Consider the following 21,689-nt stretch of genomic DNA (forward strand, 5'->3'; position numbering starts at 1 on the left):
ACTCTACGCAGCGACCGGGTGCCTCCGCTCGCGGTTTCGGATCACTTGCCCGGCACGGGCCAGACGGTGCGGGTGACGGTGACGGTCACGGTCGGCCGTCCCCCGGTGGGCGGCCGGTACGTCGGCCCGGTCGGGGCGGAGCAGTCGCCGAGCCCGTCGACGCGGAACACCTGTCTGCCGTCGACCTTGGCGGTCAGGTCGCCGCGCACGCAGGCTCCGTCGACGGCCCTGGTCACCAGACCGGCGACGACGATCCTCCGCCCGTCGTCCGTCTCGCCCCGGCAGTCGACGGAGACGACGGTGGTCTCGCTCGGCGCGGGCGAGCCGCGGCGCGCGCCGTCGTCACCGCGGTGACCGCCGGTACAGGTGAGCCAGGCGACGTTCACGTGCCGGTGCTCCAGCGCGGCGGTCGCGGTCTGGTCGGTGGTGTAGGCGACGCTCGCGGAGCCGAGCCCCCCACCGGGCTGACAGGCCACGGCAGTTCCGCCGCCCACCGCGACGAGCCCCGCCACGGCCACCGCCCGCACCCGACCCCGCGTCCGCCTCGAAGCCCCCATACAGGGCAGCGTCCCACCGGCCCCCACCGCGGGGAAGCCCGGATACGGCCACTCACCCGTTCGGGGGGCCGGCCGTCTACGCCGGCCGCGTGCGCAGTCATCACAGGCTCAGACGGCTCGTGGTGGCGGACGGCACCGTCCACCGGTGGACCGTCCGCCACAAGCACGCGGACCGCGACGCCTGCCGGGAGGTGCTCTCGCTGTACCGGAACGGCGTCCCCACCCGGATCGTCTTCCGGGCCGGCGAGGTCGGCTCCGGCCGCTATGTCTCCGACGGCTACGGGTACGCGGGCTGCGTCCTGGACGGCCGCGGCAACCCGCTCAATCTGCGCGAACCCCGCGTCGTCCGGGCCGTCGTGGACGAAGTGGAGCGGCCAGGGCTGCTGCCGGGGCGCGGCGAGGTGGACGGCCGGGAGCTGTTCCACCGGGTCGTCGAGGCCGTGGACGCCGTCGAAGGCGCCCGGGCCGCCACGGCGGCGGACGTCAGCCGCGCAGCAGCAGCCACTCCTGCAGTTCGACGAGGTTGCCCTCCGGGTCCTTGAGGTGCGCCACGCGCATCCGGTCGGTCATGGGGGCCGGTCCGTGCAGCAGGGTCGCGCCCCGGGCGGTGATCCGCGCGCAGTAGGCGTCGAGGTCGTCGACGCGCAGGACGACCAGGGACCGGTGGCCGGTGGCGGTGTCGCCCAGCTCGGCCAGCACCCCGGCCATCATCGCGCGGTCCTGGAGCGCGATCCCGGCCGAGCCGGCGTGCGGGCTGAACTTCTCGTACGGCCCCTGCACCGCGCCGGACTGCGGCTTGAGGCCGAGGACGCCGGCGTAGAAGCGGTAGCAGGCGGCGAAGTCGGTCACCAGGAGCCGGACCTGGACGAGTTCCACGGTGTCTCCGGGGGTCAGGACCAGCGGCCGGTGCGGCCCAGCAGCAGGGCCACGGCGGCGGTGCCGGCGGTGGAGGTGCGCAGGACGCTGGGGCCGAGGACGCAGGCCCTCGCGCCCGCCTCCTCGAAGAGCGCCAACTCGTCCCGCGACACACCGCCTTCGGGACCCACGACCAGGACGATCTCGCCCTCGGCGGGGAGTTCGGCGGTGGCCAGGGGCTCGCTGACGTGGTCGAAGTCGGAGTGGAGCACGGCGGCGAAGTCCGCCGCGGCGAGCAGCGCGGCGACCTGCTTGGTGGACGCCAGGTCCGCGACCTCGGGGAAGCGCAGCCGGCGGGACTGCTTGCCGGCCTCCCGCGCGGTGGCACGCCACTTGGCGAGCGCCTTCAGCCCCCGCTCGCCCTTCCACTGGGTGATGCACCGCGCGGCCTGCCAGGGCACGATCGCGTCGACGCCGGTCTCCGTCATCGTCTCCACGGCCAGTTCGCCCCGGTCGCCCTTGGGCAGGGCCTGGACGACGGTGATACGGGGGCGGGGCTCGGGCTCCACCGGGAACTCGAACGGCTCGACCACCAGGTGGTCCTTCCCCGACACGCCGACGACGACCCCGGCCGCGCCCCGGCCCCTGCCGTCGGTGAGCACCACGTTCTCGCCCGGCTGCAACCGCCGTACGGAGACCGCGTGCCGTCCCTCGGGGCCCTGGACGTCGACGACCGAGCCGGGGCCCACGCCCTCCAGGGAGTCGACGACGAACACCGGCGCGGTCATCGGGAACCCCCGGCCGACAACGCTGTCCGGGCCTCGGCGAGTTCGGCGGCCAGCACCTCCACCAGCCGGCCCGCGGGCAGTTCCCGGGCCATCCGGTGGCCCTGCCCGGCCCACATCGCCATGCCCTGCGCGTCCTCGGCCTTGGCGGCGGCCTTGCGCAGCGGCGCGGTGAGGTGGTGGACCTCGGGGTAGGCGGCGGGGGCGTACCGGCCGTGCTCGCGCAGGAAGCGGTTGACCAGCGCGCGGGCCGGGCGGCCGGTGAAGGCGCGGGTCAGCTCGGTGCGCGGGAACAGCGGGTCGGTCAGCGCCCGCTTGTGCAGGGGGTGCGCGCCGGACTCGTGGGCGGCGACGAACGCGGTGCCCAGCTGCGCCGCGCTCGCGCCCGCGGCGAGGACGGCGGCGATCTGGCCGCCGCGCATGACGCCGCCGGCGGCGACGACCGGGATGCGCACGGCCTCGCGGACCTGCGCGAGCAGCGACAGCAGGCCGACGCCGGCACCGTCGTTCTCGGGGAGGTCGCGGTGGGTGCCCTGGTGTCCGCCGGCCTCCACGCCCTGCGCGATGACCGCGTCGGCCCCGGCCCGCTCGACGGCGCGGGCCTCCTCGGCGGTGGTGGCGGTGACCAGAGTGAAGGTGCCGACGCGGTGGAGCTTGTCGAACACCTCGCGCGGCGGCACCCCGAAGTGGAAGGAGACCACCGGCACCGGGTCGTCGAGCAGGACGGCGAGCTTGGCGTCGTAGCCGTCGTCCCGGCCGCTGTCCGGGTCGCCCAGCTCGGTCTCGTACCAGGCGGCCTCGCCGGCCAGCTGGTGCGCGTAGAGGTCGACGGCCCCGGACTCCGCGTGCTCGGGCTGCGGCATGAAGAGGTTCACGCCGAAGGGGCGGCTCGTGAGCCCGCGCAGCTGCTTGATCTCCTGGTACATGCCGTCGGCTGTCTTGTACCCGGCGGCGAGGAACCCGAGGCCACCGGCCTCGGAGACGGCGGCGGCGAGCTGCGGGACGGAGACACCGCCCGCCATGGGGGCCTGCACGATCGGGTGGGGGAAGAGATCGGTCAGCGCGGAGGACATGACCGCATGTTGTCACGTCCTTCGGACAAGTCCGAATCCGGGCATCCACCGGCACATGCCCACGGCATACGGGGTGCCGGGGCACCCCGTCCGTCACCGCTCAGCGCCCGTTGAACGCATCCTTCAGCCGCGAGAACAGCCCCTGCTGACCCGGCTGGAACTGGCCCTGGGGCCGTTCCTCGCCGCGCAGCTTGGCCAGCTCGCGCAACAGCCGCTCCTGCTCCGGGTCCAGCTTGGTCGGCGTCGTCACCTCGACGTGCACGATCAGGTCGCCCCGGCCGCCGCCGCGCAGATGCGTGACGCCCCGGCTGTGCAGCGGGATCGACTGGCCGGACTGGGTGCCGGGCCGGATGTCGACCTCCTCCAGGCCGTCCAGCGTCTCCAGCGGCACCTTCGTGCCGAGGGCCGCCGCCGTCATCGGGATCGTGACCGTGCAGTGCAGGTCGTCGCCGCGCCGCTGGAACCTCGGGTGCGGCAGCTCGTGGATCTCGACGTACAGGTCGCCGGCCGGGCCGCCGCCGGGGCCGACCTCCCCCTCGCCGGCGAGCTGGATGCGCGTGCCGTTGTCGACGCCGGCCGGGATCTTCACGGTCAGCGTCCGCCGCGAGCGCACCCGGCCGTCGCCGGCGCACTCCGGGCACGGCGTCGGGACGACCGTGCCGAAGCCCTGGCACTGCGGGCACGGCCGCGAGGTCATGACCTGGCCCAGGAAGGACCGGGTGACCTGGGAGACCTCACCCCGGCCGCGGCACATGTCACACGTCTGGGCGGACGTGCCGGGCGCCGCGCCCTCGCCGTTGCAGGTGTTGCAGACGACGGCCGTGTCGACCTGGATGTCCTTGGTGGTCCCGAAGGCCGCCTCGTCCAGCTCGACCTCGATCCGGATCATCGCGTCCTGGCCGCGCCGGGTGCGCGAGCGCGGCCCGCGCTGCGACGCCGTACCGAAGAACGCGTCCATGATGTCGGAGAAGTTGCCGAAGCCGCCGGCCCCGAAGCCGCCCGCGCCCGCGCCGCCCGACTGGGAGAGCGGGTCGCCGCCGAGGTCGTAGACCTGCTTCTTCTGCGGGTCCGACAGCACCTCGTAAGCGGCGTTGATCTCCTTGAACCGCTCCTGGGTCTTCGGGTCCGGGTTGACGTCCGGGTGCAGCTCGCGCGCGAGCCTGCGGAACGCCTTCTTGATCTCATCCTGCGACGCGTCGCGGCGCACGCCGAGAACGGCGTAATAGTCCGTGGCCACTTACGACTCCGCCAGGATCTGTCCGACGTACCGTGCCACTGCGCGTACCGCTCCCATCGTTCCCGGGTAGTCCATGCGGGTCGGTCCGACCACGCCGAGCTTGGCAACCGCCTCGCCGCCCGAACCGTAGCCGACCGACACGACGGAGGTGGAGTTGAGTCCCTCATGGGCGTTCTCGTGCCCGATGCGCACGGTCACGCCCGGATCCTTCGCCTCGCCGAGGAGCTTGAGGAGCACGACCTGCTCCTCCAGGGCCTCCAGGACGGGCCGGATCGTGAGGGGGAAGTCATGTCCGAAGCGGGTCAGATTGGCGGTGCCGCCGATCATCAACCGCTCCTCGTTCTCCTCCACGAGTGTCTCCAGAAGAGTGGAGAGCACCGTGGAGACCGTACCGCGGTCCTCCGGCTCGAAGGCGTCCGGGAGGTCCTCGACCAGTTTCGGCACGTCCGTGAACCGGCGACCGGCGACCCGGCTGTTGAGCCGCGCCCGCAGGTCCGCCAGCGAGCCCTCGCCGAACGGCGCCGGGCAGTCGACCATCCGCTGCTCGACCCGGCCGGTGTCCGTGATCAGCACCAGCATCACGCGCGCGGGAGCCAGCGACAGCAGCTCCACGTGCCGGACGGTGGACCGGGTCAGGGACGGGTACTGCACGACGGCGACCTGCCGGGTGAGCTGCGCGAGCAGCCGCACGGTCCGCGCCACGACGTCGTCGAGGTCGACGGCGCCCTCCAGGAAGTTCTGGATCGCCCGCCGCTCGGGCCCGCTCATCGGCTTGACGCCCGCGAGCTTGTCCACGAACAGCCGGTAGCCCTTGTCGGTGGGAATCCGCCCCGCGCTGGTGTGCGGCTGGGCGATGTACCCCTCGTCCTCCAGGGCCGCCATGTCGTTGCGGACGGTCGCCGGGGACACGCCGAGGTTGTGCCGCTCGGTGAGCGCCTTGGAACCGACCGGCTCCTCGGTGCCCACGTAGTCCTGGACGATGGCGCGCAGTACCTGAAGCCTGCGTTCACTCAGCATTCGCGCGCACCTCCAGCACGTCGTCCCCTCGTCCGCTCGGGTCGTCCGCCTGGCACTCCACCCATGCGAGTGCCAGCGTTCCCCGGCCAGTGTACGGCTGCCGGGTACACCCTGGGCAAGGTCGGGCCGCCGTACCGGCTCGTACCGCTAGCGTCGCGGGTATGACCGTGACTTGGGAAGAGCTGGGGTGGCAGCGGCTGGCCGCGGGGGTGGGCCGGTGCCGGCTGCCGGGCTGGGACTGCACGGCGGGGCTGGTCCTCGGGGAGGGTACGGCCCTGCTCGTGGACGCCGGTTCGAGCCTCGCGGAGGGGGTCCGGCTGCGTGGGCAGGCCGAGGCGCTGGCGGGCGGCCGTGTGACCCATCTCGCGCTCACCCATCCCCACTTCGACCACGTCTTCGGCGCCGCCGCCCTCGCCGGGGCGGAGGTGTACGGGGCGGTGGGACTGGACGCGGTGTTCGCGTACGAGCGCGCGGACCTGCGGCTGGACGCGATCCGCAACGGGCTGCCGGTGGCCGACGCCGACGAGGCGGTGGACGCGCTGGTCCCGCCCCGCCACGCGGTCTCCGGCGAGTGGACGCTGGACCTCGGCGGCGGCCGCCAGGCGCTGCTGGCCAACGTGGGCCCCGGCCACACGGCGCACGACCTGGCCGTCCTGGTCCCGGGCGACCCGGAGGTGGTGTTCTGCGGCGACCTGGTGGAGGAGTCCGGCGAACCGCAGGCGGGCCCCGACGCGGTCCCGTCCCGCTGGCCGGACGCGCTCGACCGGCTGCTGGCGCTCGGCGGCGAGGACGCGCTGTACGTGCCCGGTCACGGAGCGGTGGTGGACGCGGGGTTCGTCCGCCGTCAACGCGACGCCCTGGCAACGCGGTTCGGCGTGATCTGAGCGGCTCTTCGCGGCCGGCCCCGGCGTGTCGTACGCCTCACCGCACGGCTTCTCCTATCGTCATCCGAATGCGCCAGTACACCTCCGACCTGACCCCTCCCTGGAAGAAGCCCAAGCCCGTGCCGGAGGTCCCGGCCGAGCCGGGTCTGGTGGTGGAGGAGCCCGGCACCGGGTTCTGCGGCGCGGTGATCCGCTGCGAGGCGGGCACGGTGACCCTGGAGGACCGCTTCGGCAAGCACCGCGTGTTCCCGCTGGAGCCGCGCGGCTTCCTGCTGGAGGGGCGCGTGGTGACGCTGGTCCGCCCCGCCTCCTCGGCGCCGGTACGCCCCTCCCGTACGGCGTCCGGCTCGGTCGCCGTCCCCCAGGCACGCGCGCGCGTGGCGCGCGCCGGACGCATCTACGTGGAGGGCCGGCACGACGCCGAGCTCGTCGAGAAGGTGTGGGGCGACGACCTGCGGATCGAGGGCGTGGTCGTGGAGTACCTGGAGGGCGTCGACGACCTCCCGTCGATCGTGGAGTCCTTCGCCCCCGGCCCGGACGCGCGCCTGGGCGTCCTGGTGGACCACCTGCTGCCCGGCACGAAGGAGTGGCGCATCGCGCAGTCGGTGACCAGCGAGCACGCGCTGGTGGTCGGCCACCCGTTCATCGACATCTGGCAGGCGGTGAAGCCGGCGTCGCTGGGCATCGGGGCGTGGCCGGCGGTGCCGAAGGGGCAGGACTGGAAGACGGGCGTGTGCCGGGCGCTGGGCTGGCCGTCGGAGAACACCGGGGCGGTGTGGCAGGCGATCCTGAAGCGGGTGGGGTCCTACAAGGACCTGGAGCCGGAGCTGCTGGGGCGCGTGGAGGAGCTGATCGACTTCGTCACGGGTAGCGGTGGGGCCTGACGTCGGGGAACGTCCCGAACTCGGTGGTGTCGAGTTCGAGTCCGAGAGCCTCCAACGGGACCGGATCGCCGAACTTCACGATCTCCTGGCTCAGATAGTCGGCGTCCTCTCCGTGGCCCGACGGCTTCGTCATGAGAACGCAGTGGGCCATGATCGGGTCGACGACGAGGTAGGCGGGGATCCCCCCCGCCGCGTAGATGGAGCGCTTGACCACGTAATCCTGGTGGACGCTGTACTTGGAGACGACCTCCAACACCATCGTGATCAGCCGACTGGGCAACAGCCGTCCCGAACTCGGCAGGACATCGGGTGAGAGGACCACCAGATCCGGCACCGGCTCGCTCGACTCACCGGCGATGTCGACGTCCTGGGTCTGGAGGGGGTACCACCGCTCGAGGGGCATCTGCCGCTGTGTGTGCAGCACGATCAGGTTGTGCACCAGATCGGGGCTGGCCATCATCACGATGACTCCTCGGAGGAGCTCGGCCTTGACGCCCTCGGGAGGCTCGAACTCGTCGAGGTACCTGGCCATCCCACGCTCGTCCACAGCGGTCATCTCCGTGGCCTCCACATCCGCCGCGTCCTGTCAGCGGCAGCCTACGAACCAGGTTAGGGACCGAACCGGCGTTCCGGGGGGATTCACCCGCCGGGGTGATCAGTCCACCAGGTCCCGCACCACCGCGTCCGCCAGCAGCCGCCCGCGCAGGGTCAGCGCGGCCCGGCCCTTCTCGTACGGCCCCTCCTGGAGCAGCCCGTCCGCCAGCGCGCGCCGGGAGGCCGCGAGCCCCTCCTCCCTCAGCAGGGACAACGGGACCCCTTCGCGCAGCCGCAGCTCCAGCAGGACGCGCTCCACGCGCCGGTCCTCGTCGGACAGCAGCTCCCGGCCCGCGCCCGGCGACTTCCCCGACGCCAGCGCCGCCGCGTACGCGCCCGGGTGCTTGACGTTCCACCAGCGGACCCCGCCCACGTGCGAGTGGGCCCCCGGGCCCGCGCCCCACCAGTCGGCGCCGCGCCAGTACAGCTCGTTGTGCAGGCAGCGGCCCGCCTCGGAGGTGGCCCAGTTGGAGACCTCGTACCAGTCGAAGCCCGCCGCGCTCAGCATCTCCTCGGCGATCAGGTACCGGTCGGCGTGGACGTCGTCGTCGGTCATCGGGATCTCGCCCCGGCGGATCCGGCGGGCGAGCTGGGTGCCCTCCTCCACGATGAGCGCGTAGGCGCTGATGTGGTCGGGTCCGGCGCCCAGGGCGGCCTCCAGGGACGCCCGCCAGTCGTCGTCGCTCTCGCCGGGCGTGCCGTAGATCAGGTCGAGGTTGACGTGCTCGAAGCCCGCCGCCCGCGCCTCCGCGACGCACCGCTCGGGGCGGCCGGGGGTGTGGGTGCGGTCCAGGATCCTCAGCACGTGCTGCTTGGCGCTCTGCATGCCGAAGGAGATCCGGTTGAAGCCGCCCTCGCGGAGCGTGGCGAGGTACGCGGGGTCGACGGACTCCGGGTTCGCCTCCGTGGTGATCTCCGCGTCCGGTGCCAGCCCGAACTCGTCCCGGACGGCCCCGAGCATCCGTACGAGGTCGTCGGCGGCCAGCAGCGTCGGCGTACCACCGCCGACGAACACCGTGCGGACCTCGCGCGGGTCGTCGCCCAGCACCTTCCGGGCCAGCCGGATCTCCTCGGCCAGCGTGTCCGCGTAGTTGTCGCGGGAGGCCAGCACCCCGCCCGTGCCGCGCAGCTCGGTCGCGGTGTAGGTGTTGAAGTCGCAGTAGCCGCAGCGGGTCGCGCAGTACGGGACGTGCAGGTAGAAGCCGAGCGGGCGGGCGGCGGCCCCGGCGAGCGCGTGCGCGGGCAGCGCGCCGTCGGTGGGGACGGGCTCGCCGTCGGGGAGTGCGGAAGGCATGCCCTCCATTGTCCAGCACCGTGGGCGTTACTCCGCCTGGAGCACCAGCAGGGCCAGGTCGTCCTCGGGCAGGCCGCCGCCGAAGTCGTGGACCAGGCGGCGGATCCTTTCAGCTATCAGCTCGGCGCCGAGCCCGGCGCAGCCGGACAGGGCGCGGGCGAGGCCGTCGCCGTCGTCGAACTGGCGGCTGCCGGAGCGCCGCTCGGTCACGCCGTCGGTGACGCAGAGCAGGCTGTCGCCGGGGCGCAGGTCGAGGGTCTCGCTGGTGTAGGTCTCGTCCTCGACCACGCCGAGCAGGGTCTGCGGGCGGGCGGCGGTGCGCACGGTGCCGTCGGGGCTGAGGACGAGCGGCAGCGGGTGGCCGGCGGCGGCGAGGGTGCAGCGGACCCCGCCGTCGTACGGCGTCAGCTCGCCGTAGAGGAGGGAGAGGAAGCGGGTCTGCGGGCTCTCCCCGGTGGCCAGCGGCCGGCCGCCGACGGCGACGAGGGCGCGGGCGGCGGCGTCGGCGGCCTCGGTGGCGTCGTCCAGGAGGAGCTGGTTGAGGCGGTCCAGGACGTCGGCGACCCGGTAGCCCTCGCGGGCCAGCAGGCGCAGCCAGGGGCGGGCGAGGCCGATCACCACGGCGGCCTCCGGGCCCTTGCCCTGGACGTCGCCGACGGCGAAGCACCAGCGGCCGTCGCCCGCCGGGAACAGGTCGTAGAAGTCGCCGCTGGGGCCGCCCTTGTCGCAGGGTTCGTAGACGAGCGCGCTGCGCACGCCGGGGATCTCGGCGACGGCGCCGGGCAGCAGGCCGCGCTGGAGGACGGCGCTGATGGTGGCCTGGCGGGCGTACTGGCGGGCCGCGCCGATGGCCAGGGCCACCCTGCGGCCGAGGTCCTCGACCAGCCCGGTGATCTCGTCCGGGAAGCCCGTCAGCCCGCACCGGCCGATGACCAGCGTGCCGAGCGGCCGGCCGCCCGCGATGAGCCGGTACGACAGCGCCGTCCCGTCGGCGCCCTGCGGGCCGAGCGCGTGGCCGGGCCAGGGGTAGGGCTCGGGGCCGGCGCGCAGCCCGCCCGGCGGGCCCGGCGGTTCCTTCTCCAGGGCGCACCGCAGCTCCTCGATCCGGGCCTCGCTGGCGTGCCAGACCCGGGCGGGTCCGCCGCCGGCGCCGCCCCGGACGGTCGCCTCGTCCTCCAGCCAGACCGCGCACCAGTCGGCGAGCCGGGGCACGATCAGCTGTCCGGTGAGCGCGGCGACCAGGTTCTCGTCCAGCTGTCCGGCGAGCAGGTCGGAGGCCTCGGCGAGGAAGGACAGGGCGCCCCGGCCGAGCCAGTCCCGGTCGCCCTCGACGCGGTGCGGCTGCGGGGCGAGGTCCTCGGCGACCTCCAGGGCGGGCTCGGGGCCGGGTCCGTCCAGGGCCTCGCTGCCGCCCGGGGGCAGCCGCGCCCAGACGGTCTTGGCGCCGGTGCGGTAGGTGACGCCCCACGACTCGGCGAGCGTGGCGACGAGCCGCAGGCCGCGCCCGTACTCGGGGGTGTCGTACGGCCCCTCGCCGCTCGTGGCGTCCCGTGGGGCGCGGGACGGGTGCTGGTCGTGCACCTCGACCACGAGCGCGCCGGTGTCCTCCAGCCGCCACTCGACCTGCACCTCGGTGCCGGCGTGCACGACGGCGTTGGTGACCAGCTCGCTGACGACGGCCATGGCGTCGTCGGCGAGCCGCGCGCAGACCCCGGGCATCCCGTCCAGCGCGGCCCGCACGAGCGCGCGGGCCGAGCCCGGGGCCAGAGGGCTCCCGGGCAGCGTGGCCCGCCCGCGCGTCTCACCGGGCTGCGTGCCGCTCTCCCGCTGCGTGGGTATGGCCGCCATATCCATGCGGCCAGGGTGACAGACGGGGGGCGGCTATAAGCGGCGAGTTACCGAAGTGGCCAGAAGACGGAACGTTTCGGGCGCGCGTGAGCAGGAAAAGGGGCGCAGGACCCGTCGACGGGGACCGCGCTACGCCTCCTTCGTTCCCGCGTACATCTCCTCGATGAGGTGCTTGTACTCCCGCTCCACCACCGGCCGCTTCAGCTTCAGGCTCGGCGTGATCTCCCCGTGCTCCACGTCGAGGTCCCGCGGCAGCAGCCGGAACTTCTTGATGGTCTGCCAGCGCTGGAGGCCGGAGTTGAGCTCCCGCACGTATCCGTCGACCATCTCCACCGTCTGCGGCGCGGCGACGATCTCGGCGTACGGCCTGCCCTCCAGTCCGTTCTCCTTCGCCCACTCCTGGATCGCGATCTCGTCCAGGGCGATGAGGGCGGTGCAGTAGTTCCGGTCGGCGCCGTGCACGAGGATGTTGGAGACGTACGGGCACACCGCCTTGAACTGCCCCTCGACCTCCGCCGGGGCGACGTACTTGCCGCCGGACGTCTTGATGAGGTCCTTCTTGCGGTCGGTGATGCGCAGATAGCCGTCGGGCGACAGCTCGCCGATGTCCCCGGTGTGGAACCAGCCGTCGGACTCCAGCACCTCGGCGGTCTTCTCGGGCAGCTTGTGGTAGCCCTCCATGACGCCGGGGCCGCGCAAGAGGATCTCGCCGTCGTCGGCGATGCGGACCTCGGTGCCGGGCAGCGGCTTGCCGACCGTGCCGGTGCGGTAGGCCTCGCCGGGGTTGACGAAGGAGGCCGCGGAGGTCTCGGTGAGGCCGTAGCCCTCCAGGATGTGGATGCCGGCGCCGGCGAAGAAGTAGCCGATCTCCGGGGAGAGCGCGGAGGCTCCGGAGACACAGGCCCGCAGCCGGCCGCCGAAGGCCTCGCGGAGCTTGCCGTAGACGAGGGTGTCGGCGACCTTGTGCTTGGCGGCGAGCCCGAACGGCACGGAGGCGGTGCCGGTGCGCCGGAAGTTGTCCTGGCTGGCCTTGGCGTACTCGCGGGCGACCTCGGCGGCCCACTGGAAGATCCTGTACTTGGCCGCGCCGCCCTCGCGGGCCTTGGCCGCGACGCCGTTGTAGACCTTCTCGAAGATGCGCGGCACGGCCGCCATGTACGTCGGCCGCACCACGGGAAGGTTTTCGATGATCTTGTCGACCCGGCCGTCCACCGCGGTGACGTGCCCGACCTCGATCTGGCCGGAGGTGAGCACCTTGCCGAAGACGTGCGCGAGCGGCAGCCACAGGTACTGCACGTCGTCCATGGTCACCAGGCCGGTCGCGGCGATGGCCTTCGCCATGTAGGCCCAGTTGTCGTGCGGCAGCCGCACGCCCTTGGGACGGCCGGTGGTGCCGGAGGTGTAGATGAGGGTGGCGAGCTGGTCCTTGGTGATCGCGCCGACCCGCTCCTTGATCAGCTGGGGGTGCTGTTCCAGGTAGGCGGCGCCGCGCCGCTCCAGCTCGGCGAGGGTGATCACCCAGTCGTCCGTCTCCACGCCGGCCGGGTCGACGACGACGACCTTCGTCAGGTCCGGCAGCTCGGCGCGCTTCTCGACGGCCTTGGCGAGCTGGGCCGCGTCCTCGGCGATCAGCACCCGGCTCTGGGAGTCGGAGAGGATGAACGCGGACTCGTCGGCGTTGGTCTGCGGGTAGACGGTGGTGGTGGCACCGCCGGCGCACATGATGCCGAGGTCGGCGAGGATCCACTCGACGCGGGTGGAGGAGGCGAGCGCCACCCGCTGCTCGGGTTCCACGCCCAGCTCGATGAGCCCGGCCGCGATCGCGTACACCCGGTCGGCCGCCTGCGCCCAGCTGAGCGACTTCCAGTCGTCGGGGCCCTGCCCGGCGGACGGAGGAACGGGGTAGCGGTAGGCCTCGGCGTCGGGTGTCGCCGCCACGCGCTCCAGGAAGAGGGCCGCCACGGAGGGCGGACGGTTCTCGATCAGGGTCTGTGTGTCGCTCACGACATCCTCCGGGGGGCCCGCGACGGTGCGGCTGACTCGGTGCGGCTGGCTTAACTCACGGTGGGGTTTCGGTCTGTTGTTTAACTCGCGAGTAACTATCGAGCAGGGATCAGGGTAAGGGGCGACCGCCCGCTGCGTAAGGGGCCTCGGCCTGTCACTTTCCACTCAGAGCGACGTTACGCACGCGTAGGGCCCGCCGCACTTTCGCACGACGGGCCCCCACATGCCCGGTTTACGGGCGTCACCGGCAGTTACCCCTGGTTACTTCTTGCCCTTGGCCGACGCCGCGCTGTCATCGCTGGACAGCACGGCGATGAAGGCTTCCTGCGGAACCTCCACGGAACCCACCATCTTCATCCGCTTCTTGCCTTCCTTCTGCTTCTCCAGCAGCTTCCGCTTACGGGAGATGTCACCGCCGTAGCACTTGGCGAGGACGTCCTTGCGGATGGCGCGGATGGTCTCGCGGGCGATCACCCGGGAGCCGATGGCGGCCTGCACCGGCACCTCGAAGTTCTGCCGCGGGATCAGCTCCTTGAGCTTGGCGACGAGCCGCACGCCGTACGCGTACGCCTGGTCCTTGTGGGTGATCGCCGAGAACGCGTCCACCTTGTCGCCGTGCAGCAGGATGTCGACCTTGACGAGGCTGCTCGACTGCTCGCCCGTGGGCTCGTAGTCCAGCGAGGCGTAGCCGCGCGTCTTGGACTTCAGCTGGTCGAAGAAGTCGAACACGATCTCCGCGAGCGGGAGCGTGTAGCGGATCTCGACCCGGTCCTCCGAGAGGTAGTCCATGCCGAGCAGCGTGCCGCGCCGGGTCTGGCACAGCTCCATGATCGCGCCGATGAACTCGGTGGGCGCGAGGATCGTCGCCCGCACGACCGGCTCGTACACCTCGGCGATCTTCCCCTCGGGGAACTCGCTCGGGTTGGTGACGGTGGCCTCGCTGCCGTCCTCCATGATCACGCGGTAGACCACGTTGGGGGCGGTGGCGATCAGGTCGAGCCCGAACTCCCGCTCCAGCCGCTCCCGGATCACGTCCAGGTGCAGCAGGCCGAGGAAGCCGACGCGGAAGCCGAAGCCGAGGGCCGCGGACGTCTCCGGCTCGTAGACCAGCGCGGCGTCGTTGAGCTGGAGCTTGTCCAGCGCCTCGCGCAGCTCCGGGTAGTCGGAGCCGTCCAGCGGGTACAGACCCGAGAAGACCATCGGCTTCGGGTCCTTGTAACCGCCGAGCGCCTCCGTCGCGCCCTTGTGCTGGCTGGTGACGGTGTCACCGACCTTCGACTGCCGGACGTCCTTCACACCGGTGATGAGGTAACCCACCTCACCCACGCCCAGGCCGTCCGCCGGCAGCATCTCGGGCGAGTTGACGCCGATCTCCAGCAGCTCGTGCGTGGCGCCGGTCGACATCATCCTGATGCGTTCACGCCTGTTGAGCTGACCGTCGATGACACGGACGTACGTCACGACACCGCGGTAGGAGTCGTACACCGAGTCGAAGATCATGGCGCGGGCGGGCGCGTCGGCGACCCCGACCGGCGCCGGGATCTCCTTGACGACCTTGTTCAGCAGCGCGTCCACGCCGAGCCCGGTCTTCGCGGAGACCTTGAGCACGTCCTGCGGATCACAGCCGACCAGGTTCGCCAGCTCCTCGGCGAACTTCTCCGGCTGGGCGGCCGGCAGGTCGATCTTGTTCAGCACCGGGATGATCGTGAGGTCGTTCTCCATCGCCAGGTAGAGGTTGGCGAGGGTCTGCGCCTCGATGCCCTGGGCGGCGTCGACGAGGAGGATGGTCCCCTCGCAGGCGGCGAGCGACCGCGAGACCTCGTAGGTGAAGTCGACGTGCCCCGGGGTGTCGATCATGTTGAGGATGTGGGTCGTGCCCTGGTCGGGGCCCTCGGTCGGGGCCCAGGGCAGACGCACCGCCTGGGACTTGATCGTGATGCCGCGCTCGCGCTCGATGTCCATCCGGTCGAGGTACTGAGCACGCATCTGCCGCTGCTCGACCACACCGGTCAGCTGGAGCATCCGGTCGGCGAGGGTGGACTTGCCGTGGTCGATGTGCGCGATGATGCAGAAGTTGCGGATCAGAGCCGGGTCGGTACGGCTCGGCTCGGGCACATGGTTAGGGGTCGCGGGCACGCAGGGTCCTGTCTCTTGAGGCGCCTTATGCCTCGGGTCGGATCGTTACGTAGTCTCCATGGTCCCACGCGCAGGGACCGGGGGCCGTTTTGGGCCGTCCGGAGGGCCACTGGTACTGTAGATGGCTGTGCCTCATGCCCTCTCAGCGCGAGGCACGGCAAATAATGCTGGATCACCGGCACGGGACCCACGCGGCCCCGCGCCTGAACCTGAAAAGGCTCCTTCGTGGCGAACATCAAGTCCCAGATCAAGCGGATCAAGACCAACGAGAAGGCCCGGCTGCGCAACAAGGCCGTCAAGTCCTCCCTGAAGACCGCGATCCGCAAGGCCCGCGAGGCCGCTGCCGCGGGTGACGTCGAGAAGGCCACCGAGCTGCAGCGCGCTGCCGCGCGTGCGCTCGACAAGGCCGTCTCGAAGGGCGTCATCCACAAGAACCAGGCCGCCAACAAGAAGTCGGCGCTTGCTTCCAAGGTCGCGTCCCTCAAGGGCTGAACTCCCTTCTGATCTGACCGCCGGAAGGACCCAGAGCGGGCCCTCTCTCATCCGCTCCCGCCCGGCACCCCCGAGCCTGTTCGCGGCCTGCGTTCGCCACGCGGGAACGGGCTCACCAGCTTGAACCGATGACCCCGCTTCCCTCGCCCTTCCCCAGGGTGGGGGGACCGGGGTCTTCGTTCGTCTGCTGCCTGGATACGGCCTGGGCGTCTTGGGGCCGGGCCCGGGCGCCCCGAAACCGGCCCGGGTGCCCAGGGGTGCGGGGTGCTCGGGATCCGGGATGCGGACCAAGGGCTGGTCGCCCTTCTCCGCACCCCTTTCTCGCCGGTTCGCTCCCGGCGGTCGCTATCCGCGCCCGCGGGAACGGGCGGCCCGGGCGATCGTCACGACCGCCTTCTCCAACGCGTACTCGGGATCGTCCCCGCCCCCCTTCACGCCGGCGTCCGCCTCGGCGACCGCCCTGAGCGCCACCGCGACCCCGTCCGGCGTCCAGCCCCGCATCTGCTGCCGGACCCGGTCGATCTTCCACGGCGGCATGCCCAGCTCACGCGCCAGGTCGGCCGGCCGGCCGCCCCGGGCCGAGGACAGCTTCCCGATCGCCCGCACACCCTGCGCCAGCGCACTGGTGATCATCACCGGCGCCACGCCCGTCGCCAGCGACCATCTGAGCGCCTCCAGCGCCTCCGCCGTCCGGCCCTCCACGGCCCGGTCGGCGACCGTGAAGCTGGACGCCTCGGCACGCCCGGTGTAGTACCGCCTGACGACCGCCTCGTCGATCGTCCCCTCCACGTCGGCGACCAACTGCGAGACCGCCGAGGCAAGCTCCCGCAGATCGCTCCCGATGGCGTCGCAGAGCGTCTGGCACGCCTCGGGCGTGGCCGACCGCCCGGACGAACGGAACTCCCCTCGCACGAAGGCCAGCCGGTCCGCCGGCTTGGTCATCTTCGGGCAGGCCACCTCCCGCGCCCCCGCCTTGCGCGCGGCGTCCAGCAGCCCTTTGCCCTTGGCACCGCCGGCGTGCAGCAGCACCAGCGTGATCTCCTCGGCGGGCGAACCGAGGTATGCCTTCACGTCCTTGACCGTGTCGGCGGACAGGTCCTGCGCGTTGCGTACGACCACGACCTTGCGCTCGGCGAAGAGCGACGGGCTGGTCAGCTCGGCGAGTGTGCCGGGCTGCAGCTGCTCCGGAGTCAGGTCACGTACGTCCGTGTCGGCGTCGGCGGCCCTGGCGGCGGCCACCACCTCCCGCACGGCACGGTCGAGCAGGAGGTCCTCCTGGCCCACGGCGAGGGTCACCGGGGCGAGAGGGTCGTCATTCGCAGTCTTCCTGGCCATCACTGACAGCATCCCACGCGGCACTGACAACGAAGCGCTCCCGGCACCCTGACCGGGCCCCGAGCGGACCCTGAGGACGGCTCGGGGGCGGGCCCCGACGCGAGCGGCGCGCCGGGCCCGGGGTCACGGCTCCTCGCGCCAGCCGTCCCGCTCCCCCGCGAACGCGTCCAGCTCGGCGGGGTCGAGCCGCTCGCCCTCGTCCCGCAGCACCACCAGCCACTGGGCGTCCTCGGCGTCGTCCTCACCGGCCAGCGCGTCCCGGACCAACCTGGGTTCCTCGGCGATGCCGAACCGCTCCCCGAGCGCCTCGGCCGCCTCCTCGGCGGCGTCGCGATCAGGCAGCACCAGCACATGTCTCACATCACTCACGGGGCCATTGTCCGGCACCGCGCGGGACGAAGGGGCAGGTCAGTCCTGGGGCGAGCGGGGCGTGCGCCGTTTCGGGGGACCACGGGCCCACATCACGCCCGGCACCCACCATCAGCGGTCCGGGTCGGGGTCGCGCACCGTCGGCACACGGCTCAACTCGATGCCGAAGCGCTCCCGGTAGACCGTCAGCACCTCTTCGTCCGTCTCCAGTTCCCGCGTCTCCTGTGTGCCGTCCACCGTGGTCGTCTTCAGCCCGCGCCCGCTGAGCGTGATCCTTCCTCCGTCCTCCGTGAGCCGCGAACAGACCAGCGACCGGGTGAAGTGCGACCGTGGCGACGTGTTGTGCCACCAGGCGCCGGCCGCGAAGTCCCCGAGCGCCCGGGGGCGGGTCTCCAGCCGGTACTGCGGCTTGCCGTCCCGCACGACGTCCAGGTCCCCGGTGCCCGGCGCGGCACCGCCACGCACCCCGGCCGGATCCGGCCCGGCGTCCACCACCCGGAAGCTCCCACCGGGGTCGTCCTGCTCCCCGCGTTCCGCACAGGCGAGCGGCCAGTGGCTGTGCGCCCCGAACCCGACGTCGGCGAGCCAGGTGTCCCCGTCCGCCGTCCGCACCCGCAGCGCCAGATGGTCGTAAGGGATCCCGAGCTGCCCCTCGTCGCCGTACACGCGTCCGGCGAGCAGCTCGACCTCGTAGCCGAGGGCGGCGAGCAACGTCCCGAAGGCGCCGTTCAGTTCGTAGCAGAAGCCGCCCCGCCGGGCCTCGGTCACCTTGTCCAGCAGCCGCTTCTCCTCCAGGGTGACCTCCTCTCCGAGGTGGACCGACAGGTTCTCGAAGGGAACGGTCCGCAGATGGCGCAGGTGCAACTCGCGCAGCGTCTCGCTGGTGGGCCGTGGCGGGCGGGTGAGGCCGAGTCGGCGGATATAGGCGTCGATCTGTACCGAGGTCATCGGCCCAGTCTGCTCCAGCCCCTGCTCGTCCTCACCGAGCAGGGACGTCTCCCTGTCTTCTCGTCAGTCCTCTCTCACCACCCCCATCCGCCCGTTCCTCCCCCCGGTCCCGGTGACCGCGAGCGCCCCGTCCCGGTCGGTGCGCAGGACCACCGTGCCGCCGGCCCGCAGCGCGGCCACGGTCGCCGGAGCCGGGTGACCGTAGGGGTTGCCGACACCGGCGGACACCAGCGCCACCCGAGGGGCCGCCAGGCGCAACAGCTCCGGTTCCTGATAGGCCGAGCCGTGATGGGCCACCTTCAGGACGTCCACTCCGGCCAGCTCGGCCGCCATCGGGGACCGCACCAGCGCCTGCTGGGCGGGGGGTTCGAGATCTCCCAGCAACAGCAGCCGCAGCCCGCCCGTGCGCACGAGCAGTGCGACGCTGGCGTCGTTCGGACCCTCCGGCTCCCACCCGGCACCCACGCCCTGCCCTATCGGGGGTACGCGCGGGCTCTGCGACGGCGAGGGCGGTGGTGATGGCGGTGGCGGGGGCTGTGCCGGTGGCAATGGGCGTGGCGATGGTGGTGGCCACAGCACCCGCCAGGTGAGCGGTCCGGTGCGCCGTTCCTCTCCCGCGACGGCGGTCGTCACCGGGATGTGCCGCTCGGCCGCCTCTCTTCGGACGAACTCCGCCTGCTCCGCGGGTTCCGCGAACGTCGTGGTCTCGATCGCGGCCACCGCGCGGCCCCGCAGCACGCCGGGCAGGCCCGCCACATGGTCGGCGTGGAAGTGGGTGAGGACGAGGAGGGGGACACGAGTGATGCCCAGCCGTCGCAGGCAGTCGTCGACCAGTGCTGGATCGGGTCCGGCGTCCACCACCACACCGGCGCCGTCGCCCGCCGCCAGCACGGTGGCGTCGCCCTGGCCGACATCGCACATCGCGAACCGCCAGCCCGGTGGCGGCCAGCCCGTGATCACCCGGGTCAGCGGCGCCGGCCGCGTGATCAGCAGCACGAGCAGCACTCCGAGCAGCCCGCACCACGCCGGGTGCCGCAGCAGTCTCCGGCCGGCCAGGACAACGGCCACGGTGACCAGCGCCAGCGCCAGTGCTCCCTGCCAGCTCCCGGGCCAGTCCACTCCCGCGCCGGGCAGTGCCGCCCCGGTGCGGGCGACGCCGGCGATCCACCGCGCCGGCCAACTCGCGCACCAGGCCAGCACCTCGGCCACCGGCATCGCCACCGGCGCCGTCGCGAGCGCAGCGAACCCCAGGACCGTCGCCGGCGCCACCGCCACCTCGGCCAGCAGGTTGCACGGCACCGCCACCAGGCTCACCCTCGCCGACAGCACCGCCACGACGGGCGCGCAGACGACCTGTGCGGCGGCGGCCGCCGCCAGCGCCTCGGCGAGCCGCGGGCCCACCCCGCGCCGCCGCAACGCCTCGCTCCAGCCCGGCGCCAGCACCAGGAGCGCACCGGTGGCCAGCACGGACAGCACGAAGCCGTAACCGCGGGCGAGCCACGGGTCGTAGAGCACCAGCAGCAGGACGGCCGTGGCCAAGGCCGGCACCAGTGATCTACGGCGCCCGGTGGCCAGGGCGAGCAGCGCGACCGCGCCGCAGGCGGCGGCCCGCAGCACGCTGGGGTCGGGTCGGCAGACGACCACGAAGCCCAGTGTCAGCGCCCCCGCCAGCAGGGCCGTCGCCCGCAGGGAGAGCCCCAGGCGTGGCGCCAGGCCACGGCGCTCGGCGCGTTGAGCCAGGCCGGGCGGTCCGATGAGCAGCGCGAGCAGGACGGTGAGGTTGCTGCCGGAGACGGCGAGCGTGTGCGCCAGGTCCGTCTCCTCGAAGGCGTGGTCCAGTTCGGGCGTGATCCGCGAGGTGTCCCCGACGACCAGCCCTGGCAGCAGCGCCCGCGCGTCCCCCGGCAGCTCTTCGGTCGCTTCCCGCAGGCCGGTTCGGAGCCGCCCCGCCAGACGTTGCGGCCCGCTCGGCCCGGCCACGATCCGCGGCTCCGGACGGCCGCGCACCCGCAGCACGGCCGCGGTCCGGTCACCGCCGGCCAGCGCAGGCGCCAGCCGCCCCGCCACCCGCAGCCGCGTGGACGGCAGCAGACCCAGCCAGGCGGCTCGCCCAGCCGGCCCGCCCTGTCCGGCGCGGTCCGGTGGCGGCCCGGAACTCCGGCTTCCCACGGCGCTCTCCTCCGGTGCCGGGACATCCGGGTCGACGATCAACAGCACGGGCGTCCGCGTCAGCGCACGTCTTCCGTCGGCCTCCTCGACGCTCCGCACCTCGGCCCGGGCCAGCACCGCCACGGGTGCCGCGTGATCGCCGCGCACGTGTGGCCTGCTCAGCCGGGGATCGCCGCTCAGCTCGACCTCGGCGGTCACGGTCGCGAACCGCCGGGCCAGCTCGGGCACCGGCCCGCGCCGCACGTCGGCCCCGTGCAGCCAGGCGGAGGCGGCTGCCGCGGCGGCACAGAGCAACACCGCGGCGACGGCGGCACGCGCCCATCCGAACCGAGCGCGTACCCACCGCACCCGTTCCGCCCATCGGGCCCGCTCTACCCACCGGGTTCGGTGGGTCCGCTGCGTCCCACGGGTCCGCTCCGCCCGGCGGCACTGCCGCGGCACCGCCCTGCCCGGCACCGCCGTGCCGGTCACCGCCGGTCTCGTTCCCGCCATCCCCATCACGGCCGACCAAGTCACCGCCGACCACGTCACCGACGTCCCCGGCACCGTCGACCCTGTCGACGCCGCCCGAGGTGCACCGGCCGCGTCATCCGTCGGCGGGTCCGTCTCTGCCCGTCCGGCCCCGTCCGCCCGTCCCGGTCGCCGCACCGACAGCAGGAGCACCCCTGCGGCCAGGCAGACCACGGCGGTCACCGCGGTCCAGGCTCCCGGTGCGTCCACGGTCAGGGCCGCCGTGGCCCAGGCCGCGAGTGCGGGCGGCACCAGGCGCAGGTCCATGGGGCCGCTCCGGTCGGTGCGCGCGGTGCCGTCCCCCTCGGGCTCGGAACGCGGCCCGGTCCCGTCGAGCACGCGGCTCATGGCCGTACCAGGTCGCGCAGATCGGAGAACCGGCGGTCGCCGATGCCGTTGACCTCGCGCAGTTCGTCCACCGAGCGGAACCCGCCGTGCTGGGTGCGGTAGTCGATGATGTGCTGGGCCAGTACCGGGCCGACTCCGGGCAGGGTGTCGAGCTGGTCCACCGTGGCCGTGTTCAGGGAGACCGGTGCCGGCGGCCCCGTGCCGGTGGATCCGGTGAACGGCCCTCCTGCCGGGGCGGGCGGAGCGGCGGCCCCGGCGGGGGCGCCGACGACGACCTGTTCGCCGTCGACGAGGAAGCGGGCGCGGTTCAGTCCTTCCGTGCTCACGCCCGGCCGGACCCCGCCCGCCGC

The 21,689-nt window shown here is 72.9% G+C and carries 20 protein-coding genes; 4 read left to right on the forward strand and 16 right to left on the reverse strand.

Annotated elements, in window-relative coordinates; translation table 11 throughout:
* Positions 1–41: 41 nt before the first annotated feature.
* Positions 42–557 (reverse strand): hypothetical protein, encoded by a 516-nt coding sequence (locus tag AB0947_RS08670; RefSeq protein WP_366749542.1) that lies wholly within the window; start codon positions 555–557, stop codon positions 42–44.
* An 89-nt stretch (positions 558–646) separates the two neighbouring features.
* Here AB0947_RS08670 and AB0947_RS08675 point away from each other — a divergent pair, with 89 nt between their 5' ends.
* Positions 647–1,099 (forward strand): hypothetical protein, encoded by a 453-nt coding sequence (locus AB0947_RS08675; RefSeq protein WP_366749543.1) that lies wholly within the window; start codon positions 647–649, stop codon positions 1,097–1,099.
* Here AB0947_RS08675 and AB0947_RS08680 read toward each other — a convergent pair.
* The 5 genes from AB0947_RS08680 to hrcA form a co-directional block, all read right to left on the reverse strand.
* Positions 1,041–1,433 (reverse strand): VOC family protein, encoded by a 393-nt coding sequence (locus tag AB0947_RS08680; RefSeq protein WP_366749544.1) that lies wholly within the window; start codon positions 1,431–1,433, stop codon positions 1,041–1,043. The genes AB0947_RS08675 and AB0947_RS08680 overlap by 59 nt on opposite strands.
* A gap of 14 nt (positions 1,434–1,447) precedes the next feature.
* Positions 1,448–2,200, reverse strand: coding sequence for a 16S rRNA (uracil(1498)-N(3))-methyltransferase (locus AB0947_RS08685; protein ID WP_366749545.1), 753 nt, complete (start codon positions 2,198–2,200; stop codon positions 1,448–1,450).
* On the reverse strand, positions 2,197–3,270 hold the full coding sequence (locus AB0947_RS08690) for a nitronate monooxygenase (RefSeq protein WP_366749546.1): 1,074 nt from the start codon (positions 3,268–3,270) through the stop codon (positions 2,197–2,199). The genes AB0947_RS08685 and AB0947_RS08690 overlap by 4 nt, the downstream gene beginning before the upstream one ends.
* Positions 3,271–3,370: 100 nt before the next feature.
* Positions 3,371–4,507 (reverse strand): molecular chaperone DnaJ, encoded by a 1,137-nt coding sequence (dnaJ, locus tag AB0947_RS08695; protein WP_366749547.1) that lies wholly within the window; start codon positions 4,505–4,507, stop codon positions 3,371–3,373.
* Positions 4,508–5,524, reverse strand: coding sequence for a heat-inducible transcriptional repressor HrcA (gene hrcA, locus AB0947_RS08700; protein ID WP_366749548.1), 1,017 nt, complete (start codon positions 5,522–5,524; stop codon positions 4,508–4,510). It lies immediately after the preceding gene.
* Positions 5,525–5,685: 161 nt separating this feature from the next.
* On the opposite strand from hrcA, the gene AB0947_RS08705 reads away from it, so the two are divergent.
* Both AB0947_RS08705 and AB0947_RS08710 read left to right on the forward strand, forming a co-directional pair.
* Positions 5,686–6,408 carry an MBL fold metallo-hydrolase gene (locus tag AB0947_RS08705; protein ID WP_366749549.1) on the forward strand — a complete coding sequence of 241 codons (723 nt, stop codon included), beginning with the start codon at positions 5,686–5,688 and terminating at the stop codon, positions 6,406–6,408.
* 68 nt (positions 6,409–6,476) lie between these two features.
* Positions 6,477–7,292 carry a DUF3097 domain-containing protein gene (locus AB0947_RS08710; RefSeq protein ID WP_366749550.1) on the forward strand — a complete coding sequence of 272 codons (816 nt, stop codon included), beginning with the start codon at positions 6,477–6,479 and terminating at the stop codon, positions 7,290–7,292.
* Here AB0947_RS08710 and AB0947_RS08715 read toward each other — a convergent pair.
* From AB0947_RS08715 to lepA, 5 genes are all read right to left on the reverse strand, one after another.
* Positions 7,270–7,848 carry a Uma2 family endonuclease gene (locus tag AB0947_RS08715; protein WP_366749551.1) on the reverse strand — a complete coding sequence of 193 codons (579 nt, stop codon included), beginning with the start codon at positions 7,846–7,848 and terminating at the stop codon, positions 7,270–7,272. The genes AB0947_RS08710 and AB0947_RS08715 overlap by 23 nt on opposite strands.
* Before the next feature lie 99 nt (positions 7,849–7,947).
* Complete coding sequence (gene hemW, locus AB0947_RS08720; protein ID WP_366749552.1) at positions 7,948–9,180, reverse strand: radical SAM family heme chaperone HemW; 1,233 nt, start codon at positions 9,178–9,180, stop codon at positions 7,948–7,950.
* Positions 9,181–9,207: 27 nt separating this feature from the next.
* Positions 9,208–11,028, reverse strand: a complete 1,821-nt coding sequence (locus AB0947_RS08725) for an ATP-binding SpoIIE family protein phosphatase (protein WP_366749583.1) — start codon at positions 11,026–11,028, stop codon at positions 9,208–9,210.
* Positions 11,029–11,157: 129 nt separating this feature from the next.
* Entirely contained in the window at positions 11,158–13,032 is a 1,875-nt protein-coding gene (locus AB0947_RS08730) for an AMP-dependent synthetase/ligase (RefSeq protein ID WP_366749553.1), read from the reverse strand.
* Between the two features lie 261 nt (positions 13,033–13,293).
* Positions 13,294–15,168 carry a translation elongation factor 4 gene (lepA, locus tag AB0947_RS08735; RefSeq protein WP_366749554.1) on the reverse strand — a complete coding sequence of 625 codons (1,875 nt, stop codon included), beginning with the start codon at positions 15,166–15,168 and terminating at the stop codon, positions 13,294–13,296.
* 225 nt (positions 15,169–15,393) lie between these two features.
* Between lepA and rpsT the strand changes: the two genes are divergently transcribed.
* A complete protein-coding gene (gene rpsT, locus AB0947_RS08740; protein WP_004001350.1) occupies positions 15,394–15,660 on the forward strand; it encodes a 30S ribosomal protein S20 in 267 nt (88 codons plus the stop codon).
* A gap of 345 nt (positions 15,661–16,005) precedes the next feature.
* Here the strand turns inward: rpsT and holA are convergent, their stop codons facing one another.
* The 5 genes from holA to AB0947_RS08765 all read right to left on the reverse strand — a co-directional run.
* On the reverse strand, positions 16,006–16,995 hold the full coding sequence (gene holA / locus AB0947_RS08745) for a DNA polymerase III subunit delta (protein ID WP_366749556.1): 990 nt from the start codon (positions 16,993–16,995) through the stop codon (positions 16,006–16,008).
* 123 nt (positions 16,996–17,118) lie between these two features.
* Complete coding sequence (locus AB0947_RS08750) at positions 17,119–17,364, reverse strand: hypothetical protein (RefSeq protein ID WP_366749557.1); 246 nt, start codon at positions 17,362–17,364, stop codon at positions 17,119–17,121.
* 111 nt (positions 17,365–17,475) lie between these two features.
* Complete coding sequence (locus AB0947_RS08755) at positions 17,476–18,312, reverse strand: arylamine N-acetyltransferase (RefSeq protein ID WP_366749558.1); 837 nt, start codon at positions 18,310–18,312, stop codon at positions 17,476–17,478.
* A gap of 63 nt (positions 18,313–18,375) precedes the next feature.
* On the reverse strand, positions 18,376–21,339 hold the full coding sequence (locus AB0947_RS08760) for a ComEC/Rec2 family competence protein (RefSeq protein ID WP_366749560.1): 2,964 nt from the start codon (positions 21,337–21,339) through the stop codon (positions 18,376–18,378).
* Positions 21,336–21,689, reverse strand: a 354-nt coding sequence (locus tag AB0947_RS08765; RefSeq protein ID WP_366749562.1) for a ComEA family DNA-binding protein, incomplete at its 5' end; no start/stop codon positions are given. The genes AB0947_RS08760 and AB0947_RS08765, both read right to left, overlap by 4 nt.

Source organism: Streptomyces sp. NPDC047841 (assembly GCF_040704085.1).
GTDB lineage: Bacteria > Actinomycetota > Actinomycetes > Streptomycetales > Streptomycetaceae > Streptomyces > Streptomyces argyrophylli.